This is a genomic window from Mycobacterium sp. ELW1, from assembly GCF_008329905.1.
Classification (GTDB): Bacteria; Actinomycetota; Actinomycetes; order Mycobacteriales; family Mycobacteriaceae; genus Mycobacterium.
Window position 1 is genome coordinate 5,039,190 of sequence record NZ_CP032155.1, and the last position, 21,291, is coordinate 5,060,480.

The following is a 21,291-nucleotide window of genomic DNA, read 5'->3' on the forward strand; positions in this document are numbered from 1 at the left end:
GCGGACGCGGTGGTCGACACCCACGTCCGCGAGGTCCTGTCGGTTCAGACCGCGAGCCGACGGGGCCGCCCCTAATTGTCGCGTGCTCTGCACAATCCGGCCCGGCACTCTCTTAGCTGTAGTAATTTCGGCGCTGTGGTGAGCAATGTCTGGATCCTTGGCGGCTATCAGACCGACTTCGCCCGGAACCTCACCCGGGAGAGCCGTGATTTCGCCGATCTGACCACCGAGGTCGTCGACCTGACGCTGCGCGAGTCCATGATCGACGCCGCCGACATCGACGTCGTGCACGTCGCCAATGCGTTCGGCGAGATGTTCGCCCGCCAGGGTCACCTCGGCGCGATGCCCGCCACCGTCCACGACGGACTGTGGGACACCCCGGCGACCCGGCACGAGGCGGCCTGCGCCTCGGGCAGCGTGGCCGCGCTGGCGGCGATGGCCGATCTGCGGGCCGGCCACTACCGCACCGCGCTGGTGATCGGCGTGGAGCTGGAAAAGACGGTGCCCGGCGACATCGCCGCCGCCCACCTGGGCGCCGCCGCATGGACCGGCCACGAGGCCGAGGACGCCACGTACGTGTGGCCGTCGATGTTCTCCCGGGTCGCCGACGAGTACGACCGTCGCTTCGGTCTCGACGACGCCCACTTGCACGCGATCGCGGCGCTGAATTTCGCCAACGCCAAACGCAACCCCAACGCGCAGACCCGGGACTGGGCGGTCCCCGATCTGGCCACCGGTGGCAGCGACGATGCGGTCAATCCGCCCACCGAGGGCCGGATCCGCCGCTATGACTGCAGCCAGATGACCGACGGTGGCGCGGGCGTCGTCCTGGTCAACGACGACTTCCTGCGCGATCACCCCGGCGTGCGTCCGATCGGGCTGATCGAGGGCTGGGGTCACCGCACCGTCGGTTTGGGGCTGCAGCAGAAACTCGACCGCGACGCCGCAAACCCCTATCTACTGCCCCACGTCCGGGCTGCCGTCTACGACGCGTTCGGCCGCGCCGGCGTCGGTCTCGACGATCTCGACGGCATCGAGGTGCACGACTGCTTCACCCCGAGTGAGTACCTCGCCATCGACCACATCGGTCTGACCGGACCGGGCGAGTCATGGAAGGCGATCGAGAACGGCGAGATCGAGATCGGCGGCCGGCTTCCGATCAACCCCAGCGGCGGCCTGATCGGTGGCGGCCACCCGGTGGGCGCGTCCGGCATCCGGATGATGCTCGACGCCGCCAAACAGGTCAGCGACCTCGCCGGCGGCTACCAGGTCGACGGCGCGCGCCGCTTCGGCACGCTCAATTTCGGCGGAAGTACAGCAACCACAGTCAGTTTCGTGATCAGATCGGCAGACGATGGACACTGAGATCGTCGGCAAGTTCCTGTCGACGCTACCCGAGGACGACGACCACCCCTACCGCACCGGCCCATGGCGGCCGCAGACCACGGAGTGGCGCGACGACGATCTCACCGTCGTCGACGGTGAGATCCCCACCGATCTCGACGGGGTGTACCTGCGCAACACCGAGAACCCGCTGCACCCGGCACTCAAGGCGTATCACCCCTTCGACGGTGACGGCATGCTGCACATCGTCGGCTTCCGGGATGGAAAAGCGTTCTACCGCAACCGTTTCATCCGCACCGACGGATTCGAGGCAGAGAACGCCGCAGGGGGTCCGCTGTGGCCTGGCCTGGCCGAGCCGTTGTCGCTGGCAAAGGTCGACTACGGCTGGGGCGCGCGCACCCTGATGAAGGACGCCTCCAGCACCGACGTCGTGGTGCACCGCGGCACCGCGCTGACGAGCTTCTATCAGTGCGGAGACCTCTACCGAGTCGACCCGTACTCCGCCGAGACGCTCGGCAAGGAAACGTTCAACGGCGGGTTCCCGGGCGACTGGGGTGTCTCGGCCCATCCCAAGGTCGACGACCGCACCGACGAGATGCTGTTCTTCAACTACTCCAAGAACGCGCCCTACATGCACTACGGCGTGGTGGACGCCAACAACGACCTGGTGCACTACACCGACGTGCCACTGCCGGGTCCCCGGCTACCGCACGACATGGCGTTCACCCGAAACTATGTGATCCTCAACGACTTCCCGCTGTTCTGGGATCCGGAGCTGCTGCAGCGCGACGTGCACATGGCCCGGTTCCACCGCGACATACCGTCGCGGTTCGCGGTGCTGCCCCGGCGCGGAACCAGCAGTGACATCCAATGGTTCGAGGCCGATCCGACGTTCGTACTGCACTTCGTCAACGCCTACGAGGACGGCGATGAGATCGTGCTGGACGGCTTCTTCCAGGGCGATCCCGAGCCGACCGACAACGGCACCGGCACCAAGTGGCAGCGGGCGTTCCGGTTCCTCGCACTGGACCGTATGCAGGCCCGGCTGCACCGCTGGCGGCTCAACCTCGTCACCGGCGGGCTCACCGAAGAACCGTTGTCGGACAGCATCACCGAGTTCGGCATGATCAACACCGGCCACCTCGGTGAGCCGTATCGCTACACCTGGGCGGCCAGCGGCAAGCCCGGTTGGTTCCTGTTCGACGGCCTGGTCCGCCACGACGTACGCACCGGCTCCGAAGAGCGCTACTCCTTCGGCGACGGGGTCTACGGCAGCGAGACCGCAATGGCACCCCGCGTCGGCAGCAGGGCCGAGGACGACGGTTACCTGGTCACCCTGACCACCGACATGACCGAGGACGCCTCGTACTGCCTGGTGTTCGACGCGGCTCGGCTGGCCGACGGTCCGGTGTGCAAACTCAAACTGCCCGAACGGATCTCGAGTGGCACGCACTCCACCTGGGTGGCCGGATCCGCGTTGCGCCGGTGGCATACCGCCGACTCGGCGGCCGGCGCGATCGGTTTGTAGTGAGCGAAGTGCACTCCGCCGAGACGCCCACCGTCTTGGCGCCTGACAGTCCCAATGCCATCGGGCGGATGCTCGGATTGCTGGGCGACGAGTGGAACCTGTTGATCATCCAGCAGGCGTTGCTCGGCGCCAGCCGCTACAGCCAGTTCATGTCGCGGCTGCCGATCTCGAACTCGGTGCTGACCAACCGGCTCCGCACACTGGTCGGCGACAGTCTGCTGACCCGCAAGGTGCATGCCTCCACCCGCGCGCGCACCGAGTACGTCATCACCAGCCGCGGCCGCTCACTGTGGCCGACGATGCTGGCGATCTGGGAGTGGGAACGCAACTGGGTCACCGAACATCGGGCGACATTGCCTGCGATGCGCCATATGGCGTGCGGGTCGCATTTCGCACCGTTGATGCGCTGCAACGCCTGTCGCGCCGTCGTCACCGGATCCGAAGTCGGGCTGGCCCTCGGACCGAGTGGCGACTGGGCCCGGTCGGCGCCGGCCGCCTCGACGCGGCGCCGCTCGGAATCCGACACCAGCGCACGCCAAGCCGGATTGTTCCCCGAGACCATGAGCGTGTTCGGCAATCGTTGGGCCGCAGCACTTTTGGTTGCTGCATTCCTCGGCACCACCCGCTTCACCGATTTCCAGACCCAGCTCGGGGCCCCGCCCAGTCTGCTGGCCGAACGGCTCCAGACGTTCTGCACCCTCGGCGTGTTCACCACGTCGCCCGCGGAGCGCTCCGGTCCGGAGCGGGCCGCCTACCTGCTGACCGACAAGGGACGGGCGTTCTTCCCGGTGTTGACCGCGGCACTTCAGTGGGCGCAGTGGTGGTTCCAGGCGCCAGAGGGTCCCGCCGTGGTGATGACCCATCACGATTGCGGGGCCGGCTTCACCGGCGAACTGGCCTGCGACCGGTGCACCGAACGGCTCACCGGCGCCGAGGTCAGCACCGTCGCTATTTAGCCGGGACTATCTGGAATCCCTTGAGGATCGTCGCCGAATCGGCTGCGTACGTGGGGTTGTCGGGCTTGATCGTCTGCACCGTCAAGGTGCTGACGTAGTTCACGTCACCATCGGTGAAGACCACCGCCAGCGAGGTCGCGGTGCGGGCCGGGATCTTGCCCATCGCCGGGGCGGTGTACGTCGTGGACTGGGCCGTCGACCCGCAGACCGTCGCCGAACTGGTCTTCAGGTCCGTCACCTTCAACCGCGCCACCAGCTGCTTGTTCTGGATGTCGAGGATCTGCTGGGCGTTGCCCTCCTTGGCAGCCACCTTCTGCAGGGTGACCACCGCGTTGGGCGTGAACCCGTCCTCGGCCAGCGCCGGGTTGCGGATGGCGTACCGGATGGATTCGGAGTCCAGTTTCTCGGTGCGTTCCCAGCCCTGCGGTTGCGGCAGCCGAAGCCTCGGTTCCTGGTCGGTTCGGGTGGGGACGTCGACGAGCGGCGCCGACACCTCGTCACACTTGGCCGCGACCGGCTTGTTGTCGTCGGAGCAGCTCGTGATCGTCACCGCGAGTGCGGCCGCCACTACGGCCGATACGATTCCCGTCGCCTTGCGCAAAGTCATCCCTTCGAAAGCCCGGCTCAGCCTACCGGGGGCGGGAAAAATCCGGTCGAAAAGTATTAGCACTCGCCACCATCGAGTGCTAATCTGGCCGTGCACAGTAAAGCTGCCCGCCAGGGTGGTGGGCTTGCGTTCAGGGATGCAGGAGGTGAGTACTGTGCTCCGCTTCGATCCGTTCAATGACATTGAAGCCATGACCCGGGGACTGCTGACCAGCCAAACCGGAACCGATCGCAGCCCCCGATTCATGCCGATGGACCTCTACAAGGTCGAGGACCATTACATGCTGACGGCCGATCTCCCCGGTGTGGATCCCGGTTCGATCGACGTCAACGTCGACAACGGCACGCTCACGCTGACGGCGCACCGCTCGGCCCGCTCCGAGGACTCGGTGCAGTGGCTGACCAGCGAGAGGTTCTTCGGCACCTACCGTCGCCAGTTGGCACTCGGCGAGGGTATCGACACCGCCAAGATCTCGGCCACCTATGAAAACGGCGTCCTGACGGTGACGATCCCGCTGGCCGAACGGGCCAAGCCGCGTCGCATCGAGGTCACCCGCTCCGGTGAGAGCAAGCCGATCGAGCCGACGACCGTCGAAGCGGGCTGAGGCCCAACCGATTCCGTGACGTTCCGTGCTCAGTCGCCATCCTCGGCGGCTGAGCACGGACACGTCGGGGGCGCGGACCGCCTGCCTCACACCATGGTTCAGCCGACGAGGTCGACGACATCTGACGGTCCGCCGAGGTGGAACCCCTGGCCGTATTCGATGCCGAGACCGATCAGCGTCCGGAGCTGGCTGGGTGTTTCGATGGCCTCGGCCACCGTCTTCGCCCGCAGCTCGGAGGCAAGTGATTTCAGTGCGGTCGCCATCGCACGCTTGACCGGGTCGTCGTCGATGCCGGCGATCAACTCTCCGTCGATCTTGATGATGTCGGGACGCAGCCGCAGCAGCTGGGTGAAGTTGGCGTAGCCGGCGCCGGCATCGTCGACTGCGATCGATACGCCTCGATCCCGCAACGGTTTCAGACCGAGGTCGAGATCAGTGGGAAATGGTTCGTGCTCGGTGATTTCGACGATCAACGCTCGGTCCTGAGAAGCGAGGGCATCGTGGATCGCCGGCTCCAGCGCCGCGCTCGGACTCAGGTTGACGGCCACCGGAGTGTCGCCGGGGATCGGATGCGCCGCCTCCAAGATGGTGCACAGCGCGGCATATTCCAGATCGATGCCGCGGCCGAGTCGCCGGGCAGCGCTGAACCAGTGCATCGGCGTCACGTCCGATGACTCCGGAAACCTCATCAGTCCCTCGTAGGCGGCTGTGCTGCCGTTTTCCAGTCGGACGATGGGCTGGAAGACCGCCCTGAGCGCGTCCGGCTGAGCCAGCAGCACATCCAGTCGTTCTTGCAGATTCTCGGTCTCCACCGCTTCGGGCACCATCACCGAGGCGACGAATCGTGCCGTGAGTGCGCGTTGTCCTCGCTCGTCGCCGTCGGTCATCACCTGCGTCAGCAGCGCCGAGAGTTGTAATTGCGCGCCGACCAAGGCGGAGACGAATTCACTGATCGCCAGCAGTGCGTCAAGATCTGAGTCAGAGAACGCTCCGACCGCGCTGGCCGCCAGCAGCAGTGAGCCGATCGCGTCGTCGTTGTACATCAGCGGAATCACCGCCCACGACCTGGTGCCCCACTGCTTGTTCATCGCGCGAACGCGTGGAGACAGTCGTTCGTCTGCCAGCGCATCGTGGAGCAGCTTCGGACATCTTTCCCGCGCCGCAAGGCCCTGAAAGCTGCTGTCCCTGGGCACTACGAAGCCCGTCGCAGCCGCAATCACGCCGTGCGCGGACACGGTCACATACGCGTTGTCGGAACCGCGAAGCAACGTCACTGCCGCCCCGTCCGCGGCGTGCATGAACGCACACACCTGCTCGGCGACGCGACCGACCAGCGACACCGGGTCCATCGAGGCTGTCAATGCCCGAACCAGTCGCTCCACAGCATCCCTATCTCCGCGCCACTGGAGGACCGTGGCCCCGTGAGGCGAATTGCTATCAATGCACGACAGTACTGGGTGAATCGCGGACAACCGTCAAAAATGGCCGCTGAGCCGAAATGTCAGGTTGTTGCGCACCGCAGGCCATTCGATGTCCAGGATGGAGTAGACCACAGTGTCCCGGCGGGACCCGTCGGACAGAAGTTGATGGCTGCGCAGCACGCCGTCGAGCTTGGCGCCGAGGCGTTCGATCGCCGCCCTGCTGACCTGGTTGAAAAAGTGGGTACGGAATTCCACAGCGACACAGCCCAGTTCGTCGAACGCATGGGTGAGCAGCAGCAATTTCGTCTCGGTGTTGACCCCGGTTCGCCGCGCTGCCGCCGAGTGCCAGGTATGGCCGATCTCGAGGCGGCGGTTGGCGGCATCGACGTGGAACAGACTCGACGAGCCGACCACGACGCCGTCAGTGCGCCTGCGGATTACGTAGGTCACGCCCTCGTCGGCGTCCTGCATCGTCTGCATCCGGCTGACCCACGCCGCGGCGGTCTCCGGCGTCGGCGCGCTGGTGAACCACAACTCGCCCACGTCGGCCGCCGCAGCGGTGATCTCGGGAATGTGGGAGTCTCCCAGCGGCTCCAGGGAAACCCAGTGCGCGCCGGTCAAAGTGACAGGTTCGACGAAGCGGCCGCTCATCGGCGGCGCACCAACGCGGTGATCAACGCCCATACCGAGCAGATCACTGCGCCGGCGGCGCACACCGCCCCGATGTAGAAGCCGTACGCCACCGACACCGAGCCGCCGACGTTGAGGTGGTAATACCAGTAGGTCAGCACGCCGAGCAGCACCGAGATCACCAGCGCCGCCAACGCGGCCAGGCGCGGGGACAGGTTGCGCGCCACCATCGCACCGGTGACGATCAGCGCCGAGGCCAACAGCACGATCAGCTGGCCGGCGCCGAAGCGGGGCGGCAGCACGAGGCTCCCGACGGTACCGCCGATGGCGCTCGCGCGGCCCCCGCCCGCGACCGAGGTGGTCAACCACGGCAGCCACGCGCTGACGGCCAGGACCGCCGCGCAGAGCGCGACGAACCAGCCCGCACGCAGGTGTGCCATGGTCAGACCCTAACCCGCCGCATCCAACACGCCGGGCTGCCGCATCGACAACGTCCGGTCCAGATCCAGCCGGGACAGGAACTCGTCGTCGTGGCTGACCAGGATCACCGCGCCGCGGTAGGCGCGCAGCGCGTCGACCAACTGGTCCACGCTGGCCAGGTCGAGATTGTTGGTGGGTTCGTCGAGGACAATCAGCTGCGGCGACGGATCGGCCAGCAGCAACCGCGCGAGCGCCACCCGGAAGCGTTCTCCGCCGGACAGGCCGGCCACCGGCCGGTACACCGAGTCACCGCGCAGCAGGAACCGGGCCAGCCGGGTGCGCACCAGGGCGGTGTCGGCATCGGGCGCCGCGGCCCGCACGGTGTCCAGGACACTGGCCTGCTCGTCCAGGCCGTCGAGGCGCTGCGGCAGGTAGCCGACCCGGTCGGTCAGCAAGCGACCCGCGGTTCCGGCGATCAGATCGTCCAGCAGCCGGGTCTTGCCGATGCCGTTGCGCCCGACGATCGCAATGCGTTCGGGACCCATCACCACCAATGGTCCTCGCGCACCGGGCAATTCGGCGATCCTGCGGCTGGCCGGCACATCGGGATCGGGCAGGTCGACGCGAATGTGCTCGTCGCTGCGCAGCCTCGCTTCGGCTGCCTGCAGCGCGTCCGCGGCCTCGGCCGCCGAGGCGTCGAGCCCGGTGCGCAATTTGCCCGCCGCCACCTCGGCGGCCGAGGCCCAGTTGTTCATCACGATCTTCGGCGCGCGCTTGTTGGCGTAGTCCTTCTGCGCCTTGCGATTACGACGAGCCAGCTTGGTCTCGGCCGCCGCGCGCTGACGCTTCTGCACCCGCACGGTCTGTTCGGCGGCAGAGACCGCCTGCGCCGCCGCGGCCTGTTCGCTGTCCAGGTGGGCACGGAATTCGCGATAGGGACCGCCGAAGGAGGTGAGCCGGTGGTTGTGCAGCTCGGCGGTGTGGTCCATCCGGTTCAGCAGCGCGACATCGTGACTGACCACGACCAGCGTTCCCGGCCAGTCGGCGATCAGGTCTCTCAGCCTGGCCCGGGCGTCGCGGTCGAGGTTGTTCGTCGGTTCGTCGAGCAGGGTGATGGCGGCAGCCTGGAGCCGAAGGGCGGTGACCGCCAACAACATCGCCTCCCCGCCGGAGACCTGCCCGACGGTCCGGTCGAGGTCGACGGGCTCCAAACCGATAACGCGCAGCGCCTCGGCGGCGCGGTCCGCGATGTCCCAGTCCTCGCCGATCACCTCGAAGTCACGGTCGGTCGCCGAGCCGGATTCGATCGCGCGCAGCGCGGCCAGCCTGGCACCGACGCCGAGCACGTCGGCGATCGATACGGCGACGTCGAGCGTCAGCGTCTGCGGCAGGTAGGCGACGTCACCGCTGGTGATGATTCGGCCCGCTGTGGCAGTGAGTTCACCGGCGATCAGCCGCAGCAGGGTCGACTTGCCGCTGCCGTTGGCGCCGACCAGGCCGGTCCGGCCGGCCGGCAGAGTGGCGCTCAGGCCGTCAAGAGCGACGGTTCCGTCCGGCCAGGCGAAGTCGAGGTCGATCAGCGTGATTGCGGAGTCGGTAGTAGGCATGGGTCTCCCAGTGGTTGACGGCGAGCAGGTGAGCTGCGCTGTGATCCACGACGGGGACCCTCCTCGATGAGCGAAAGACTTGGACGGGCGCCACGCTAATGACCCAACGCCGACGCGGGCAACCGATTTATCCCTACGCTGAGGCCATGACGGATCTCCCCGACTGGGTTCGCGAGCTCGACATGGGACCCCATCCCGAAGGTGGCTTCTTCCGCGAGACCTGGCGCAGCGACCTGATTGTCGGCGAATCCGCCCTGCCGCCGGACTACAACGGCCCGCGCAACGCCGGCACCGCGATCTACTTCGTGCTGCTGCCCGGCCAGCAGTCCGCCTGGCACACGGTGCGCAGCGCCGAACTGTGGCTGTATCACCGCGGCAGCCCGCTGCTGCTCGACATCGGCCCGGAAAAGGACAGCGCCACAACGGTTCTACTCGGCCCGGATATCGTCGCCGGCGAACAGCCGCAGGTGTTGGTCCCACCCGGACATTGGCAGCGTGCCCGTCCCCGCGACGACGAGCCGACGTTGGTCAGTTGCGTGGTGGTGCCGGGGTTCGACTTCGCCGACTTCGCCTTGGTCCCACCTACCGACTGACGGTCCGCAGCACGTCGAACGCGGCGGCGACGAGTTCGGCGTTGCCCGGCGCCGGTGACCCGTCCGGCAGCGCCACGGTGTCCTCGAGCCCGATGCGGGTCTGCACTCCGCGCAGCCCCGCGTGGGCCAGCAGTGGCCAGCAGCTGTCGTCCAGGCCGTGCAGCAGCATCGGCGCCGGCGACTCGGCCCGGCCGATCCGCGCCAGCAGGTCGTCGGCGGTCGCGGTGTCCCCGTCGGCCGGGAGTTCGACCATCACCCGAAGGCAGTGCGGGGCCAGGGGCGAACTCGCCCACGATTCGGCCGCGTCGGCATGAAAGATGCCCGCCTCGACGCCGATGCCCCGGCTCAGCAGCAGCTCGGCCAGATCCTGCGCACCCGGCTCATGCCAGTTGACGGAGGCGAAGTCGGGCAGCACCGTCCAGGACTCGACGGCATGCAACCGCTTTTGCGGATCGGGCAGCGCCCAGAACCCCGTCGTCACACCCAGCGGCAGGCCCGGCACCGCGTGCCGGACGGCGCTGACTGCCGCGGCCACCGTCGCCGGTTCCAAGGAGTCCACCCCGTCGGGGGTCTTGGGGTGCAGGTGAACCGCCATGGCCCCGGCAGTGTGCGCGGCGACGGCGGCGGCGGCCAGTTGTTCCGGCGACACCGGGAGTCCGACGTGCTGGTCGGGGGTGCGGGCGCCGTTGATGCAGGCTTTGACGTAGGGGGCAGAAGGCATGTGTCATTCTCACCCGCCATGACGAGACTTTCCGAAGTAGCGTTCCCTCATGCGGGGCCACACCATCGTCTGCGGTGACGACGCGCTCGGGTTGCGGATCATCGATGAACTGAACAATGCCGGGGTCAGTGTCGCGATCTCGCAGGCGCCCGAGGATCTCGAGAGCGCGGGGATCGCCACCGCCCACGCGGTGATCTGCGCCGACGACGACGATGCGCTGAATCTGGAGATCGCGCTGCTCGCGCGGCAGGCCAACCCGAGGGTGCGCATCGTGGCCCGGCTGTCCAATGCGGTGCTGCGGGAAGCCATGGCCGAGGGCAACGGGCCCGGCGCCATCCTGGACGTCGCGGATCTGGCGGCACCGTCCGTGGTCGAAGCGCTGTTGAAGCGGACCACCCACACCATCGCGGTGGCCGGGGTGGATTTCGTCGTCACCGGCGCCACCGCGCGCCGGGACGGCAGCCTGCGGGAGATCTTCGGCGACCTCGCCCCGGTCGCGGTGATCCGCGGCGACGGTTCGGACAATCCCGGTGAGGTCATCGCGTGCCCGGGCCGCGACGTGCAGGTGCGCGCGGGTGACTGGACGGCGATGATCGGCACCGCCGACGAGCTCGCCGAGCGGGGTATCGACGTCGCCAAGCCGATACCGGCATCGCCGCGGGTGCGGCCGCTGTTCGTGCGGATCTCGGACGCGGTCCGTGCGTTTGCCGACGACCTGAACCCAATGTTCTACCGCGCGCTGGCAGTGTCGGCCACGTTGCTGATCGGTTCGACGATCATGCTGCGATTCGCCTACAAGCAGCCGGGAATGGATTGGATCGACGCGCTCTACTTCTCCGCGGAGACCATCGCAACCGTCGGGTACGGCGACTTCAACTTCCTGGATCAGCCGGACTGGCTGCGGTTGTGGGGCGTCGTGATGATGTTCGCCGGAGTCGCCACCACGGCCATCGTGGTGGCATTCGTGGCTGATGTGCTTCTCTCGCATCGCATTTCGCAGGCCGCGAACAAGCAGAAGGTGCGGCATCTCCAGCGTCACGTCGTGGTGGTGGGTCTCGGGTCGTTCGGGATCGGGGTGGCGGCGGTGCTGAAGGCGGCCGGACACGACGTGGCCGTGATCGAACGCGACGAGGACAATCGCTACCTGTCGGCGGCGGCCGAACTGGGTGTTCCGGTGATATTCGGTGACGCTACCCTGCGCCAAACGCTGGAAGCTGCCCGTATCGGCGACGCCCGCGCGGTCGCGGTGCTCACCCAGGACGACGTGGTCAACATCGAGACCGGCATCGTGGTGCGCGAGATGCTGGGTCCGCGAGCACTTCCCGAGATCCAGCGCCCCGACGTTCCGATCGTGCTGCGGATCTACGACAGGGCGCTCGGATCGGCGGTCGGCACGCGGTTCAAGTTCGAGTTCGTCCGCTCGACCGTCGACCTGGCCACCCCCTGGTTCATCGGCGAGGCGATGGGTCTCGATGTGCTGGGGACCTTCTCGGTCGGGCAGCGGTCGTTCATGGTGGGCGCGGTGCAAGTGCAGCCCGGCAGCGAGCTGGACGGGATCCGGATGTTCGAGCTGTCGACCCACACCCGGGTCATCGCCATCGGCCGGGCCGGGGACCCGCTGCGGTTGCATCCCCGCCGCGACACCCAGCTGATCGCCGGCGATACCGCCTACCTCGTCGGCCCGTACCGCGAATTGATCGCCACCCTTCGCAAGGGGCAGCAGGCGCCGCACCCGGGAACGATCAGCGGGCCGATTCCGACAGGTTGATCACCTACCCTCTGCTCATGACGCAGTCGGGTGAACCGGTGACGAGGCGCGACGACATCCGCCGACGCCTCGAGGAGCGCTACCGGCGCCTCGCGGAGTCGCGCCGCCTGAGCCCGGTCACGGCGTTGGTCGCGCGGTTCAACGACATCGACGGCGGCACTCAGGGAGCCGTGGTGTCCACCCAGCTGTTCACCACGGTCATCCCGTTGATGGTCATCGGCTTCAGCTACATGCAGGGCTTCGCCGACAACGCCAGCCCCGGAACGATCTTCACCCGCCAGTTCGCCCTCGAACATCCGCTGTCCGACCGGTTGCGGGAAGCGTTCGGCAATTCCGCGGGCCTGCGGGCGGATTGGACGCTGATCGGGGTCGCGAGCTTCCTCGTCTGGGGTATCCCGATGGCGGCCTCGGTCGCGACGATCTTCGCCAAGGCCTGGCGCCGCGAGCAGTACGGCCTGGTGACCCGACTGCTGCGCGGCACAGCGTGGTTCGTGTTGTACCTCGTCACCATCGCGGTGCGGGAGCGAATCATGTTCGGCCATCACCACCACGGTCTCCCCCGCGCGATGTTGTTCGTCGTGGGTCTGCTGCCGGTGTGGCTGTTCTGGTCGCTCACCCCCGCCCTGCTGGTCCGCGACGGTGGCCGAGGCTTGAGCCCGCTGGCGCTGGCCGGTCTGGCGGGCGTGGTGATCGACGGCATCGTCATCCAGCTGGGCTCCCGCCTGGTGTTCCCCTCGCTACTGCACGACTGGGACGGGTTCGGCCCGATCGGGGTGGCGATGGCGCTGCTGATCTGGTGCGGCGCGGTGGGCACCGGCTGGGTGCTGATTGCCTGCGTGGGCGCGGTGCTGTGGGAACGCAACGCACCGTCGGAGATGGTGGTCGACTCCCAGGTCGCCTAGGTCAATCGCAGCACGCGCAGGGCGTTCTCCTTGAGGATCGTGCGCGCCACCGCGGGATCGATGCCGAGCGCCTCGAAATCCTGGCGCCAGCGGTCCAGCGCGATGTAGGGATGGTCGGTGCCGAACAGGGCCTTGCCGCCGAGCTGCCGCTTCAGAGCCGAAACGAGTTGCGGCGGAAAGTACTTGGGCGACCACCCGGACAAGTCAATGTACACGTTCGCTTTGTGCGACGCGATCGCGATCTGCGAGTCGACCCAGGGCACCGCCGGGTGGGCCATCACGACGGTGAGATCGGGGAAGTCGGCGGCGACGTCGTCGAGCAGCATCGGGTCGGAGTAGCGCAGCTTGATCCCGTGCCCGCCGGGCAACGCCGACCCAAGACCGGTCTGACCGGTGTGGAACAGCGCGGGCACTCCCGCCGCGGCGATCGCCTCGTAGATCGGATAGAACCGGCGATCGTTGGGTTCGAAGCCCTGCAGGCTGGGGTGGAACTTGAAACCCTTGACCCCGTAGTCGCCGGTCAGCTCCTGCACCCGCCGCACCGAGTCGGAATCCCACGGGTCGACGGACCCGAACGGGATCAAGACGTCGTTGTTGCGCACCGTCCCTTCGATCAGCTCCTCGACCGAGTTGGGCTGTCGCCCCGACACCGTGTGGGCGTCGATGGTGAACACCACCGCGGCGGTGTTGTGCCGGCGGTAGTAGGCGGCGAGGTCGTCGACGCGGGTGAAGTAGTCGGCACCGAGCTTGAAGTAGCGGCCGGTGGCTTCGGCCAGCTCGTCGTCGTAGGCGCAGTGGCCGCTCGCGTCGACCTCGACATGGGTGTGGAAGTCGATGGCGTCGACCGCCGTGAAGTCGATCGCGGGTTCGTACCTGACGGTCACCGACGCAGTCTAGGAGAGCTCGGCGTTCCTCCGCGGATTTCATGACCAAAGTCCCTACCGACTGGTAACCCTCACGAGATTCACTGCTGTGTGCTCAAGGTGTTCCTTGTCGACGACCACGAAGTCGTGCGCCGCGGTCTGGCGGACCTTCTCAGCGCCGATCCCGAACTGACGGTGGTCGGCGAGGCGGCGACGATGGCCGAGGCACTGGCACGTATCCCCGCCGCCGCACCCGATGTCGCCGTGCTGGATGTCCGGTTGCCCGACGGCAGCGGGATCGATCTGTGCCGGGATCTGCTGGCCGCCAACGACGACCTGCGTTGCCTCATCCTGACGGCGTTCACCGACGAGCAGTCCATGCTCGACGCGATCCTGGCCGGTGCCAGCGGCTACGTGGTCAAGGACATCCGCGGCATGGCGCTCGCCGAGGCGATCAAGACCGTCGGAAGCGGAAAGTCGTTGTTGGACAACCGCGCCGCGGCCGCCCTGATGTCACGTCTGCGCAGGGACACCGAGCAAGATGAGCGGTTACGGGACCTGTCGTCCACCGAACGCACACTGCTGCAACTGTTGGGCGAGGGCCTGACCAACCGGGAGATCGGCCAGCGGATGTTCCTGGCCGAGAAGACCGTGAAGAATTACGTCTCGCGGCTGCTGCTCAAGCTCGGCTTCGCCGGGCGCACCCAGGCCGCGCTCTTCGCCGCCGAGAACCTGCGCCGCCACGAGGCCGGCCCGGTGGTGACGCCCTAGGTCAGACGGAGATCTCGACAGCGGGTTGCAGAACGAACGTCGCGCGGCAGGACCGTTCGACGAACAGCGGCACGAACTCGCGGATCCTGGCGTCGTCGAACCGGCGGTAGGTACTGTCCACCGTCTCGGTGATGATGTGGTCCGGTACGTACGGGAACGATTCGGTCAGGCGGCTGACGACCTGATCGATCTGGCGCTGCTCTTCAGCACGTTCCACGCCGGACATCATCGGACGAAATACGCGGTTTGCGCAACTATCGGCACCACGGCGGATGACGGCCGGGTAGCGGGTTGATGAACAGCGAGCGGTGACCGTTGTGTCGTTCCACCCGGTGCGCGCGCAGTCATCCGGTCGGATACAGTTCGGCCGTGACCTCACCGAGCAATGTGGACGCAGGCGACCAGACGCCCGAGTCCGCGAATCGCCTTCAGGCCGAACATCTCCGGGAGATGCTGCTGGCCCAGTGTGAGCAACTCGACGCTGACCTGGCCACCTACGGCTCGGCGCTCGAGCGTTACCAGCGGCGCGGTGAGCAGACGCAGGCGCGGCGGATTCGCGGCATGATCCGCGCCGCCGAACGCGAGCGTCGCTCGGTGCAGGATCTGATCGCCGGGCTGGAGTGCCGGTTCCTGGTCACGGAGACCGCACGCAGCGAACAGGCCCGGCGCCTCCCCGGCCTGGCCGCCCGCCAGAGCGCGCCTCGCGTCCATCCGTACCCGACGCCGCACCGGGTCATCAGGAACTGATCCGCGTCAGGACGGACTGAAGACCTCGACGAAGCGGTTCAGCGACTCCTTGATGTCGCCCTTCAGCGCGCCGGCCACGACCATGCCGATCGGCCCGAACAGTGCCGCGCCGCCCAGGTGGACGTCCATGGTCACCACCGAGGTGTTGGCGTCGGAGTCATTCGGCCGCACCTTGCCGATCAGCTTGACCTTGACCCCACCCACACCGGCGCCGTTGAGTGTCATCGCTTCCGGCGCCTTGAAGTGGACGATCTCCCACTTCACCCGGTTGGGCATGCCCTTGACCTCGACGATGGACTCCACGACGGTGCCCTTTTCGAGGGTCTCGGGCAGCTTGGAGCGCCACACCCGGTGGATGGTCAGCCAGTCCTTGTAGCGCGAGAGGTCGGAGGCGTGCTGCCACGCCTGCTCGGGCGGTAATGGAACGTCAACGGATACAGAGAGTTTCGCCATAAGTCAGCTTGGTTCGTCGCCCTTGTCGGTGCGGTTGGACTCGACGTAGTTTTTGGCGGCATCCTGCACCTTGTCGACGGTGCTGGAGTACTTGCCCTGCGTCTTCTGGTCGATGATGTCGCCGGCCTTGTCGATGGCCTGGCCCACCTTGTCGGCATTCTCACCCAAGACTTCCTTGGTCTTGCCGAGGGCTTTGTCGAGGAATCCCATCGGTCAATCTTGCACCGTGGGCTCGGTCCGCCACAACATCCGCGGTTCGCCCAGCACCCGCCCCTGCACCCACCAGGCCACCTCGACCAGGCCGGCGGCAAGCAACCCCATCGCCAGGCCGGTCGAGGTGACCTCCAGGTTGGAGGGATCGAGCATGAACGCCGTACGCGCCGCCGGTATGGCGAAGATCACCACATAGGCCAGTCCCGAGGCGGCCACCAGCGCCACCCGCCACCACTGGTAGGGCCGGGCGACCACCGCGAGCACCCACACCGCCCCCATCAGCAGGGTGATCAACGCGGCGGTCGAGGCCTGGGTTTGCTCGGTCACAGTCGCGTCGGTCTTGTGATTGGCGATCAGGTAGGACGTGTAGGTCATCACGCCGATCACCACCCCGGACGGCAGCGCCGAGGTCATCACGCGCCGCACGAACCCGGTGCGAGCGCGCTCGCTGTTGGGCGCCAGCGACAGGATGAAGGCCGGGATGCCGATGGTGAACCACGCCGCGATCGTCACGTGGATCGGCTGGAACGGGTAGAGCAGCGAGGGCGTGCCGAACAGCTTGTGGGACAGGCCGGCCAACCCCACCAGCAGGGCCAGCAGCACCGAGTAGACAGTTTTGGTGAGGAACAGGTTCGAGACCCGCTCGATGTTGCCGATCGCGCGCCTGCCCTCGCCCACCACATAGGGCAAGGTGGCGAACTTGTTGTCCAGCAACACAATCTGCGCCACCGCGCGCGACGCCGGGGAGCCCGAGCCCATCGCGACCCCGATGTCGGCATCCTTGAGCGCCAGCACGTCGTTGACGCCGTCACCGGTCATCGCGACGGTGTGGTCGCGCGACTGCAGGGCGTGCACCATGGCCCGTTTCTGGTCGGGACGCACCCGGCCGAACGTGGTGTAGGTGGCCATCGCATCGGCCAAGGCGTCGGCGTCCGTCGGCAGCTGGCGAGCGTCCAGGGTCTCGCCGTGCAGGCCCAGCGTCCCGGCCACCGCCCCGACCGACACCGCGTTGTCACCCGAGATCACCTTGACCGAGACATTCTGCGAGGCAAAGTATTCGAGCGTGTCTCGGGCGTCGGGCCGGACCCGCTGCTCGAGCACCACCAGCGCCACCGGGGTGACGCGGCCCGGCGCATCCGGACTGTCCACGGGCAGATCACTGGCACCGAGCAGCAGCACCCGCATACCGCGGGAACCGATCTCCTCGGCCTGCGCTGCGGTCGGCGAGTCGGGGTCCAGCAGGACGTCGGGGGCACCGATCAGCCAGTTCCCCCGCTCGCCGTAGGACACCCCGCTCCATTTCGTGGCGGACTTGAACGGTGCTGCGGCCGTTGCGGTCCAGCCCGGCGCGTGCGGATAGGCCTCGGCGACCGCCTGCATGCTGGCGTTGGGCTTGGGATCGTCGGCGGCCAGTGAGGCCAGCACGTCGGCCACCCGATGGTCGTCCCCGCTCACCGAGGTGACGTCGGCCAGTCGCATGCCGTTCTCGGTGAGGGTGCCGGTCTTGTCCGCGCAGACCACATCGACGCGAGCCAGCCCTTCGATGGCGGGCAGTTCCTGCACCAGACATTGCCTGCGCCCCAACCGGATCACCCCGACCGCGAACGCGATCGATGTCATCAGCACCAGGCCCTCGGGAACCATCGGCACCAGGGCGCCGACCATCCGCAGCACCGAGTCCCGCCAGCCCACGTCCGTCGTGAACAGCTGGGTGTAGATGACCAGCAGCCCGGTGGGCCACAGAAGGTAGGTGATGAACTGCAGGATCTTGTTGATGCCGCTGCGCAGTTCGGATTTGACCAGGGTGAACTTGCTGGCCTCCTCGGCGAGCTTGGCGGCGTAGGCTTCCCGGCCCACCTTGGTGGCGCGGTAGGCGCCGGTGCCGGCGACCACGAAGCTGCCCGACATGACGGTGTCACCGGTGTGCTTGGCGATCGCGTCGGCCTCGCCGGTGAGCAGCGACTCGTCGACCTCGAGATTGGCGGCCTCGAGCAGTTCGCCGTCGACGACGATCTGGTCTCCCGGGCCGAGCTCGATGACGTCGTCGAGCACAACCTCGTTGGGCGGCAACGGTTTTGTCCCCGTCCGACGCCGCACAGTGGGCTTGGCCTGTCCGACGATGGCCAGGTTGTCCAGCGTCTTCTTGGCACGTAGTTCCTGGATGATGCCGATCCCGCTGTTGGCGATGATGAGCAGTCCGAACATCCCGTTGATCAGCGACCCGGTGGACAGCACGATCAGCAGCAGCACACCGAGGATGGCGTTGATGCGGGTGAACACGTTGGCCCGCACCACCTCCGCGACGCTGCGCGAGGCGCGGGTGGGCACGTCGTTGGTCTGGCCGGCCGCGATCCGGGCGGCGACGTCGTCGGCGGACAGGCCCGCTGATACGGCGGCGGTCATCGGTACCTCTGCTCTTCGCGCAAGCGGCTCATCGGAAGAAGGTCCCCATCTTGTCCTCGTCGTAGTACTCCAGCGTCAGCTTGTCGCCATCGAAGGTCGCCGTGGAAATGCTTCCGGGCGGGAAGTTCTCAGAGGGGAAGGTGAACGTGAACACGTCGCCGTCCCAGTGGCGGAGTTCGAAGGTGTCCGGCCGCGGCCCCAACGACAGCGTGAGCTTGCCGTCCTTTTCGGCGACCACTGCCGCACCCCAGTAGTCGTTGCGGTAGGTGCCGGTGTAAGTGGCGGCCGGTTGGGCCGGGACGGGGTTGGCCGGCGGTGTCTTGCCGGCGAGCGTGCCGAACGGCTTGTCCATATCGGCGAACGCGTGGGCGTACAGCGCGCGCCAGTCCTGACGCACCTCGCCGAACTGAACCAGGTCGGCGAATTCCGCGGTCAGCGTCTCCGGGATGCCCGTGGGGGTGGCGTTGGTCAGTGCGACGATCGCGACATCGGCCGACGGGATGATCACGAAGTTGGTTGCGGCGCCGAGCTCGAAGGCCCCGGAATGGCTCAGCTGCACCCGGGCCGCGGACGTGGTGCCGACGTTGAACCCGTAGCCGTAGAAGCCGGAGCGCATCGCCGGCTCCGTCGGCGGGTTCGACACGATCTGCGGGGACACCGCGGGCAGCAGCGCGGCGGGATCGACGATGCGCTGACCGTTGTACTGTCCGTCGGCCAGCATCATCGTCAGCCAGTGGGTGAGGTCATTCACCGAGGAACTCACCCCACCGGCGGGCGCTTCGGGATCCGCGTCGCGCGTGTAGAGCGGCTTGTAGGCCCCGTCGATGCGGATGTGCGCGACCGCCTTGTCGGTCCTGGCCTCGTAGTCGGCGAACCGGGAGCTGGTCGACGCCATGCCCAGCGGCCGGTACAGCACCTCGTCGCTGAGGTCCTCCCAGGACTTGCCTGCCGCCACCGCCACCGCCTCGGCGGCTGCGGTCAGTCCGAAGTTTGTGTATGCGTAGGAGATTCGGAACGGCGCCAGCGGAAGTTGGCGCAGCCGGTCCAGGATGTAGCGCCGGTCGTAGCCGAGGTCCTCCAGCTGATCGCCGGCGTGGTCGGGCAATCCGGAGCGGTGCGAATACAGGTCACCGACGGTGACCATCCGGGTGGCGGCCGGATCCGACAGCGCGAACCACGGCAGTGTGTCGGCCACCGGGGTGTTCCAGCCGATGGCGTTCTGGCTGACCTGATGGGCGACGACGGTGGCGCCGATCGGCTTGGACACCGACGCCAGCTGGAACACCGTGTCCGGATCGACCTTGTTGGCGGGGTCGTCGGCGGAACGGCTACCGTCCTTCACGCCAAAGCCCTTGGCGTACACGGTCTTACCGCCGTGCACCACCGCAACCGCCATCCCGGGGATGCCGGCGGACTTCATCAGGTCGGCGGCGATCCCGTCGAGTTTGGCGACGGCGTTGTCGACGGCGTTGTCCGGCAACGCCATGGCGGGCACCAGCGGGGGTGGTTGGTCGGAGCGCGACGGGCGCGCCTCGGGCTTGGATGCCGTGCCGCTACACGCGGTGAGCCCGGCGACCAGGGCGACGATCGCGGCACGTGCTGCCAGAGCGGTCATGGCTTGCACCGTAGTGGCTCACAGTTGCCACCACTTGTCTATTGCTCCCGCCGCGCCCGCCACGACCCTGCCACCCGGCCGCGGCACCGCCGCCTGCACGCCGGCCTCGTCGGCGGCCGCCAGCATCCGCTCGACCGGCTCGGCCCACGGATGGGGAGCCAGCCGGAACGTGCACCAGTGGATCGGGACCAGCAGCCCGGCATCGGTGACATCGCGGTGGGCGCGCACCGCCTCCTCCGGGTTCATGTGGATATCCGGCCAGGACTTGTTGTAGGCCCCGATGGGCATCAACGTCAGGTCGAAGGGGCCGTGCTCGGCGCCGATGTCGGCGAAGCTGCTGGTGTAGCCGGTGTCGCCGCCGAAGTAAGCGCGGTGCTGCGGGCCGATGATCGCCCACGACGCCCACAGCGTCGTATTGCGGGACAAGAACCGGCCGGAGAAGTGCCGCGCGGGCGTGCACACCAGGGTGAGGTCCCCGATGCGGGCTTCGGCGTTCCAGTCGAGTTCGATGATGCGTTCCGGCGGGACACGCCACTGCCGCAGGTGAGCGCCGACGCCGAGCGGCACGACGAACGGCGCCCGCTGGGTGCGGACCAGCCCCAGCACGGTGTCCATGTCGAGATGGTCGTAGTGGTCGTGGCTGATCACGACCGCGTCCAGCGCGGGCAGCGCCTCCAGCGGGGCGGGCACCGGGTGTAGCCGCTGCGGCCCGACGGTGCGCGACGGCGAGCAGCGCTCACTCCACACCGGATCGGTGAGCACCCGGTAGCCGTCGATCTCCAGCAGCGCCGTCGAGTGGCCCAGCCAGCTGACCGCCAGCGGCTCGGACTTGGTGGCCGCCGGCGTGACCAGCGGCACGGTGCCGGCGGGGCGGCTGGCCGAGCGGGTGGAGAACATGTCGAACAGGACGAGGCGGCTCTCCTCGGAATCCAGCCGCAGCGCGGAGGCCGGCTCCAGGTTGTGGAACACCCCCTCGCGGTAGTTGGGCGAGGCGTCGGCGACCGGCCTGATGTCGGCGGGCCCGGCCCCCAGCGAGGCGGGGGCGTCGTTGAGGGCGCGTAGCAGCCATCCGCCGCCGGCCAGCGACGCGGTCCCGGCGGCCAGGCGCACTGCGGCCCTCAACAT

General features: G+C 67.7%; 22 protein-coding genes. 9 read left to right on the forward strand and 13 right to left on the reverse strand.

The features are described 5' to 3' along the window. Positions 1–135 precede the first annotated feature (135 nt). The 3 genes from D3H54_RS24020 to D3H54_RS24030 are packed head-to-tail and all read left to right on the forward strand — an operon-like array spanning position 136 to position 3,828. A complete protein-coding gene (locus D3H54_RS24020) occupies positions 136–1,365 on the forward strand; it encodes an acetyl-CoA acetyltransferase (protein ID WP_149381821.1) in 1,230 nt (409 codons plus the stop codon). Then, positions 1,355–2,872, forward strand: a complete 1,518-nt coding sequence (locus tag D3H54_RS24025) for a carotenoid oxygenase family protein (RefSeq protein ID WP_149381823.1) — start codon at positions 1,355–1,357, stop codon at positions 2,870–2,872. Before D3H54_RS24020 ends, D3H54_RS24025 begins: the two co-directional genes overlap by 11 nt. Then, a complete protein-coding gene (locus D3H54_RS24030; RefSeq protein ID WP_149381825.1) occupies positions 2,872–3,828 on the forward strand; it encodes a winged helix-turn-helix transcriptional regulator in 957 nt (318 codons plus the stop codon). Before D3H54_RS24025 ends, D3H54_RS24030 begins: the two co-directional genes overlap by 1 nt. On the opposite strand, the gene D3H54_RS24035 is transcribed toward D3H54_RS24030, so the two are convergent. Continuing rightward, positions 3,821–4,396 (reverse strand): LpqN/LpqT family lipoprotein, encoded by a 576-nt coding sequence (locus D3H54_RS24035; RefSeq protein ID WP_168214957.1) that lies wholly within the window; start codon positions 4,394–4,396, stop codon positions 3,821–3,823. The two genes, D3H54_RS24030 and D3H54_RS24035, sit on opposite strands and share 8 nt — an antisense overlap. A gap of 193 nt (positions 4,397–4,589) precedes the next feature. On the opposite strand from D3H54_RS24035, the gene D3H54_RS24040 reads away from it, so the two are divergent. Further along, the gene (locus D3H54_RS24040; RefSeq protein WP_149381829.1) at positions 4,590–5,039 is read left to right on the forward strand and encodes an Hsp20/alpha crystallin family protein; all 450 of its coding nucleotides are present in this window, start codon (positions 4,590–4,592) and stop codon (positions 5,037–5,039) included. A 98-nt stretch (positions 5,040–5,137) separates the two neighbouring features. Here D3H54_RS24040 and D3H54_RS24045 read toward each other — a convergent pair whose 3' ends face one another. The 4 genes from D3H54_RS24045 to D3H54_RS24060 all read right to left on the reverse strand — a co-directional run bounded on the left by D3H54_RS24045 (position 5,138) and on the right by D3H54_RS24060 (position 9,117). Further along, positions 5,138–6,421 carry a sensor domain-containing phosphodiesterase gene (locus D3H54_RS24045; RefSeq protein WP_149381831.1) on the reverse strand — a complete coding sequence of 428 codons (1,284 nt, stop codon included), beginning with the start codon at positions 6,419–6,421 and terminating at the stop codon, positions 5,138–5,140. Between the two features lie 93 nt (positions 6,422–6,514). Next, the gene (locus tag D3H54_RS24050) at positions 6,515–7,111 is read right to left on the reverse strand and encodes a GNAT family N-acetyltransferase (protein ID WP_149381833.1); all 597 of its coding nucleotides are present in this window, start codon (positions 7,109–7,111) and stop codon (positions 6,515–6,517) included. Beyond that, positions 7,108–7,530 carry a hypothetical protein gene (locus D3H54_RS24055; RefSeq protein ID WP_149381835.1) on the reverse strand — a complete coding sequence of 141 codons (423 nt, stop codon included), beginning with the start codon at positions 7,528–7,530 and terminating at the stop codon, positions 7,108–7,110. Before D3H54_RS24055 ends, D3H54_RS24050 begins: the two co-directional genes overlap by 4 nt. A 9-nt stretch (positions 7,531–7,539) precedes the next feature. Then, positions 7,540–9,117: an ABC-F family ATP-binding cassette domain-containing protein gene (locus tag D3H54_RS24060; RefSeq protein ID WP_149381837.1), complete on the reverse strand. Its 1,578-nt coding sequence runs from the start codon at positions 9,115–9,117 to the stop codon at positions 7,540–7,542. A gap of 146 nt (positions 9,118–9,263) precedes the next feature. Between D3H54_RS24060 and D3H54_RS24065 the strand changes: the two genes are divergently transcribed. Next, positions 9,264–9,710: a cupin domain-containing protein gene (locus D3H54_RS24065; protein ID WP_149381839.1), complete on the forward strand. Its 447-nt coding sequence runs from the start codon at positions 9,264–9,266 to the stop codon at positions 9,708–9,710. On the opposite strand, the gene D3H54_RS24070 is transcribed toward D3H54_RS24065, so the two are convergent. After that, entirely contained in the window at positions 9,700–10,431 is a 732-nt protein-coding gene (locus tag D3H54_RS24070) for a 3-keto-5-aminohexanoate cleavage protein (RefSeq protein WP_149381841.1), read from the reverse strand. The genes D3H54_RS24065 and D3H54_RS24070 overlap by 11 nt on opposite strands. A 49-nt stretch (positions 10,432–10,480) precedes the next feature. Between D3H54_RS24070 and D3H54_RS24075 the strand changes: the two genes are divergently transcribed. Together D3H54_RS24075 and D3H54_RS24080 are read left to right on the forward strand one after the other, a co-directional pair. Then, positions 10,481–12,199 (forward strand): NAD-binding protein, encoded by a 1,719-nt coding sequence (locus D3H54_RS24075; protein WP_149381843.1) that lies wholly within the window; start codon positions 10,481–10,483, stop codon positions 12,197–12,199. A 17-nt stretch (positions 12,200–12,216) separates the two neighbouring features. Beyond that, positions 12,217–13,101, forward strand: a complete 885-nt coding sequence (locus D3H54_RS24080; RefSeq protein WP_149381845.1) for a hypothetical protein — start codon at positions 12,217–12,219, stop codon at positions 13,099–13,101. On the opposite strand, the gene D3H54_RS24085 is transcribed toward D3H54_RS24080, so the two are convergent. Continuing rightward, positions 13,098–13,985: an amidohydrolase family protein gene (locus tag D3H54_RS24085; protein ID WP_149381847.1), complete on the reverse strand. Its 888-nt coding sequence runs from the start codon at positions 13,983–13,985 to the stop codon at positions 13,098–13,100. The genes D3H54_RS24080 and D3H54_RS24085 overlap by 4 nt on opposite strands. Positions 13,986–14,075: 90 nt before the next feature. Between D3H54_RS24085 and D3H54_RS24090 the strand changes: the two genes are divergently transcribed. After that, positions 14,076–14,735 (forward strand): response regulator, encoded by a 660-nt coding sequence (locus D3H54_RS24090; RefSeq protein ID WP_149381849.1) that lies wholly within the window; start codon positions 14,076–14,078, stop codon positions 14,733–14,735. Between the two features lies 1 nt (position 14,736). Here the strand turns inward: D3H54_RS24090 and D3H54_RS24095 are convergent, their stop codons facing one another. Continuing rightward, positions 14,737–14,961, reverse strand: a complete 225-nt coding sequence (locus D3H54_RS24095) for a three-helix bundle dimerization domain-containing protein (protein WP_232077486.1) — start codon at positions 14,959–14,961, stop codon at positions 14,737–14,739. Between the two features lie 143 nt (positions 14,962–15,104). On the opposite strand from D3H54_RS24095, the gene D3H54_RS24100 reads away from it, so the two are divergent. After that, positions 15,105–15,482 (forward strand): hypothetical protein, encoded by a 378-nt coding sequence (locus D3H54_RS24100; RefSeq protein WP_149381851.1) that lies wholly within the window; start codon positions 15,105–15,107, stop codon positions 15,480–15,482. 6 nt (positions 15,483–15,488) lie between these two features. Here the strand turns inward: D3H54_RS24100 and D3H54_RS24105 are convergent, their stop codons facing one another. The 5 genes from D3H54_RS24105 to D3H54_RS24125 are packed head-to-tail and all read right to left on the reverse strand — an operon-like array spanning position 15,489 to position 21,291. After that, the gene (locus tag D3H54_RS24105) at positions 15,489–15,935 is read right to left on the reverse strand and encodes a type II toxin-antitoxin system Rv0910 family toxin (protein WP_149381853.1); all 447 of its coding nucleotides are present in this window, start codon (positions 15,933–15,935) and stop codon (positions 15,489–15,491) included. A gap of 3 nt (positions 15,936–15,938) precedes the next feature. After that, complete coding sequence (locus tag D3H54_RS24110; protein WP_149381855.1) at positions 15,939–16,145, reverse strand: antitoxin; 207 nt, start codon at positions 16,143–16,145, stop codon at positions 15,939–15,941. Positions 16,146–16,148: 3 nt separating this feature from the next. After that, entirely contained in the window at positions 16,149–18,551 is a 2,403-nt protein-coding gene (locus D3H54_RS24115; protein ID WP_149381857.1) for an HAD-IC family P-type ATPase, read from the reverse strand. A gap of 28 nt (positions 18,552–18,579) precedes the next feature. Beyond that, entirely contained in the window at positions 18,580–20,166 is a 1,587-nt protein-coding gene (locus D3H54_RS24120) for a serine hydrolase (protein WP_149381859.1), read from the reverse strand. Positions 20,167–20,184: 18 nt separating this feature from the next. Continuing rightward, the gene (locus tag D3H54_RS24125; protein ID WP_149381861.1) at positions 20,185–21,291 is read right to left on the reverse strand and encodes an MBL fold metallo-hydrolase; all 1,107 of its coding nucleotides are present in this window, start codon (positions 21,289–21,291) and stop codon (positions 20,185–20,187) included.

Excerpts from the sequence above, each read along its gene's own strand:
- D3H54_RS24120 (WP_149381859.1), bottom strand. The coding sequence starts at position 20,166 with ATGACCGCTCTGGCAGCACGTGCCGCGATCGTCGCCCTGGTCGCCGGG.
- D3H54_RS24075 (WP_149381843.1), top strand. The coding sequence starts at position 10,481 with ATGCGGGGCCACACCATCGTCTGCGGTGACGACGCGCTCGGGTTGCGG.
- D3H54_RS24065 (WP_149381839.1), top strand. The coding sequence starts at position 9,264 with ATGACGGATCTCCCCGACTGGGTTCGCGAGCTCGACATGGGACCCCAT.
- D3H54_RS24055 (WP_149381835.1), bottom strand. The coding sequence starts at position 7,530 with ATGGCACACCTGCGTGCGGGCTGGTTCGTCGCGCTCTGCGCGGCGGTC.
- D3H54_RS24060 (WP_149381837.1), bottom strand. The coding sequence starts at position 9,117 with ATGCCTACTACCGACTCCGCAATCACGCTGATCGACCTCGACTTCGCC.
- D3H54_RS24095 (WP_232077486.1), bottom strand. The coding sequence starts at position 14,961 with ATGTCCGGCGTGGAACGTGCTGAAGAGCAGCGCCAGATCGATCAGGTC.
- D3H54_RS24110 (WP_149381855.1), bottom strand. The coding sequence starts at position 16,145 with ATGGGATTCCTCGACAAAGCCCTCGGCAAGACCAAGGAAGTCTTGGGT.
- D3H54_RS24080 (WP_149381845.1), top strand. The coding sequence starts at position 12,217 with ATGACGCAGTCGGGTGAACCGGTGACGAGGCGCGACGACATCCGCCGA.
- D3H54_RS24115 (WP_149381857.1), bottom strand. The coding sequence starts at position 18,551 with ATGACCGCCGCCGTATCAGCGGGCCTGTCCGCCGACGACGTCGCCGCC.
- D3H54_RS24125 (WP_149381861.1), bottom strand. The coding sequence starts at position 21,291 with ATGTTGAGGGCCGCAGTGCGCCTGGCCGCCGGGACCGCGTCGCTGGCC.
- D3H54_RS24105 (WP_149381853.1), bottom strand. The coding sequence starts at position 15,935 with ATGGCGAAACTCTCTGTATCCGTTGACGTTCCATTACCGCCCGAGCAG.
- D3H54_RS24050 (WP_149381833.1), bottom strand. The coding sequence starts at position 7,111 with ATGAGCGGCCGCTTCGTCGAACCTGTCACTTTGACCGGCGCGCACTGG.
- D3H54_RS24070 (WP_149381841.1), bottom strand. The coding sequence starts at position 10,431 with ATGCCTTCTGCCCCCTACGTCAAAGCCTGCATCAACGGCGCCCGCACC.
- D3H54_RS24025 (WP_149381823.1), top strand. The coding sequence starts at position 1,355 with ATGGACACTGAGATCGTCGGCAAGTTCCTGTCGACGCTACCCGAGGAC.